This is a genomic window from Bacteroidia bacterium, from assembly GCA_025056095.1.
Lineage (GTDB): Bacteria > Bacteroidota > Bacteroidia > JANWVE01 > JANWVE01 > JANWVE01.
In genome coordinates this window covers 1-3,072 of record JANWVW010000284.1, presented here as the reverse complement: position 1 = coordinate 3,072, position 3,072 = coordinate 1, and the positions used below count along the sequence as shown (strand labels likewise).

At 39.9% G+C, this 3,072-nt stretch carries 4 protein-coding genes; all 4 read left to right on the top strand.

The window, feature by feature from the left end; all coding sequences use genetic code 11:
* Positions 1–265 precede the first annotated feature (265 nt).
* Complete coding sequence (locus NZ519_13430) at positions 266–1,264, top strand: PorV/PorQ family protein (protein ID MCS7029755.1); 999 nt, start codon at positions 266–268, stop codon at positions 1,262–1,264.
* A 12-nt stretch (positions 1,265–1,276) separates the two neighbouring features.
* Positions 1,277–2,506 carry a hypothetical protein gene (locus NZ519_13425; protein ID MCS7029754.1) on the top strand — a complete coding sequence of 410 codons (1,230 nt, stop codon included), beginning with the start codon at positions 1,277–1,279 and terminating at the stop codon, positions 2,504–2,506.
* A 62-nt stretch (positions 2,507–2,568) separates the two neighbouring features.
* Positions 2,569–2,709: a hypothetical protein gene (locus NZ519_13420; GenBank protein ID MCS7029753.1), complete on the top strand. Its 141-nt coding sequence runs from the start codon at positions 2,569–2,571 to the stop codon at positions 2,707–2,709.
* A 172-nt stretch (positions 2,710–2,881) separates the two neighbouring features.
* The coding region (locus NZ519_13415; protein MCS7029752.1) for a hypothetical protein at positions 2,882–3,072 on the top strand (191 nt) is incomplete at its 3' end.

Genomic DNA, 3,072 nt, shown 5'->3' with positions numbered 1-3,072 from the left:
GGCAAGCCGTCAGGCTTGGTGCGAAGCCCCTCGCACACGCCCTTAACCCCATAACCAGGGGGTGGGCGGGTGGGGCGTAGCACCGTTAGCCCGTAGCACGCCGACCTTGCCCACACGAGCGCAGCAAGACGTGGGCAAGGACACGCCCAAAAAAATATCAAAAACTTGACTAACTCCCCCAAATTGTCAAATAACTAACATCCAAGACTATAAGATTACAATTTTTTAATAAAAAATCTGTTGTACAATTCTTTACCTTTGTGATGTGAAAATACTTGTACCTTTTCTACTTCTTATACTTAACTTTGTACTAACAGTAAGCGCTCAGATTCTACCCCCTTTGGGCAAACAAAGAGCAGGTACTGCGGGCATGCAATTTTTGAAAATCCCCGTAGACCCCCGCGGCGCAGCAATGGGCGAAAGCTTCATCGCCGTAGCTAACGACGCATCTGCTTTGTACTGGAATCCCGCAGGAATGAGTATTTCAGATAGCCAAAAAATCCACCTTCAAGGGGCTTATACCCGTTACTTCGCAGATATCACTATGAACTACGGCGCAGGATTCATCAAACTTAAAAACGAACATTGTATAGGAGTGAGCTTAACTCACCTTAACTCAGGCGAAATGGACGTAACCACAGAATTCCAACCCTTCGGTACAGGACAAAAATTTAGTGCTACTAATACAGCTATCGGAATCTCCTACGCTAAAAAACTAACAGATAACTTTGCCTTCGGTTTGACCTCCAAATATGCTAATGAAAGCATATTTGGTCTACGAACTAATACCCTCCTCTTCGATTTAGGTTTCCAATATGATATCGGATATAAAAACCTACGATTTGCCGTTACTATGACAAACTTTGGCTTTAATGTAAAACCCAAAGGAGAAATAGAGGTTATAAGGCTTTCAGGTACTCAAAATGTGAATAACTTTGAGCAAGTTACCGTACCTTCTATGTTTAAAGTAGGTTTTGCTTGGGACGCTGTTAAAAATGACCACCACTTACTCACTTTGGTAGGACAACTCAATCACCCTACGGATAATAAAGAAACTTTTAACCTTGGCGCTGAATATAGTTGGAACAGATTACTCTATTTTAGAACAGGATATCAGATTGGTGCAGATGAGAGTAATATCCCTTCCTTCGGCTTTGGACTAAAATTTACGCAACGCTTTGGCGCGCTAAAGATTGACTACGCTTTTACCAACAAACAACGACTAGGCTTCACTCATAAATTTGGACTTGGAATTAGTTTCTAACTGCTTAAACCTATGAAAAAAAATATATTCATATTGACCACATTAGCCGTTTTTTTAACCTCATTCTGGGGGTGCGACGCCCTACTTGGAACTAAAAAAGACCCCACCGTAGATGACGTGTTCCAACAAGGTAATATCGACCCTACCACTATCGTATCTAATGTAGGTTATGTACCTATCAACCCTGTATGGTATTTTAATCAGCCCACAGATGTATATGTGGGTTATGACGAGATGGTTTACGTAACCGATGCTGACGGGCTACATATTCTTGACCAAAAAGGTACTAAATTCAAAACTATACCCATTCCTAATGCTACTGACGTAACCCAAGACAGGCGTTTGCTCACTTACGTTATTGGCAGAGTGAACTATCCTGTTACTATTGGTACAAATACACAAATTAAAAGCTTACCTGCTATTTACATTATTAAGAACGCTCCTACCAATAACCCTCAAATTATTGATACACTCATACACCCTTTTTGTGATATTACTCGTGCTAGCATTCCATTTAGACCCCAAGATGAGCAAGTGAGCTTTACAGGCATAGCTACTTTACACGACAACACTTTTTACGTAAGTCGTACAGGAATAGTCAACACAGGTACGGGTTTTCCTGCGCCTGATAATGCAGTATTAGTTTTTGACAAAAACTTCAATAACACTAATTACATTAACGAACTTGACCCTATCAATACTAATTTACGTTCTGTGGTCAAACCGACGAGTATAGCTAGTTTTGCCGCGCCGCCGCAGTTAGTTTCTGGTATCAGTACCTCGAAAGATTTTCTGCTCACTCAAAAAACAGGACTTGAAACAGAGTATGCCGTTTTATGGATAAAACGCATAGATGATGCGGATTTAGGTACTGTTTACACAGAGAACGCTACTTTACTCGTTCAAGATACGAGTAAAGCAGATCGTTTTTTGTATCAGCCTTTTCGTTTTTCACAGCCTGAGGATGTATGTGTAGCTCCTGATGCATCGGGGTATATTTTTGTGGTGGATAGTGGAAAGGATAGCCTTTTTATATTCAACAGAGCAGGGTATGAAGGAGTAAATAAACCTGCTAATTCTAATTTTCGCAAGCAAGTATTAGCTTCTTTTGGGGGTTTAGGAAACGGTCCTAAGCAGTTCAATAATCCTGTGGGAGTAGCTTATTTCAGAAAGATGATTTACGTTGCAGATAAGAACAATAACCGTGTGTGTCGTTTTAAGCTTTCTACGGACTTGCAATAAATACCATTCTCAATTAGGTTGACTCGTTGTAGCAATTAAGTAGTTTTTTCTTTTTTACTTTTTTGGGCGTGCCCCTCGCTGCGCTCGGGTCGGGCTACTGCGCACTACGCGTTCGCTTCGGTGCTACACTGCGCTTCGCACTGCCTAACGGCATGCTCCGTATCCCTCACGCAGCAGCCTTTGGATGTTTTACCTTGTTTTGATACATGCGTTTGTTTTACCTTGTTTGATGTTGATTATCAAGTATTTACAGGGTTAAAATTTTTTACTTTGTTTTAAGTGTTGCTACTTTATTTTACATTAGAATTTATGAACACAAATTTATTATATTTCCGCCGAATAATCAACTTAATTTCTTAAGAATCTTCTAAATATATGAATTACAATGATATAAGAAAAAATGAAAAGAGTTTCAAAACTCTGACTTCTTATTCCATCAGCGAATTTGACGCCTTACTCCCTTATTTTGAAGCAGAACTCAATACATACTTAGAAATCTACACCCTCAATGGTAAAAAAAGACAAAGAAAATATACACCCAAAGCAGATAAACAGTTACCTTCTGT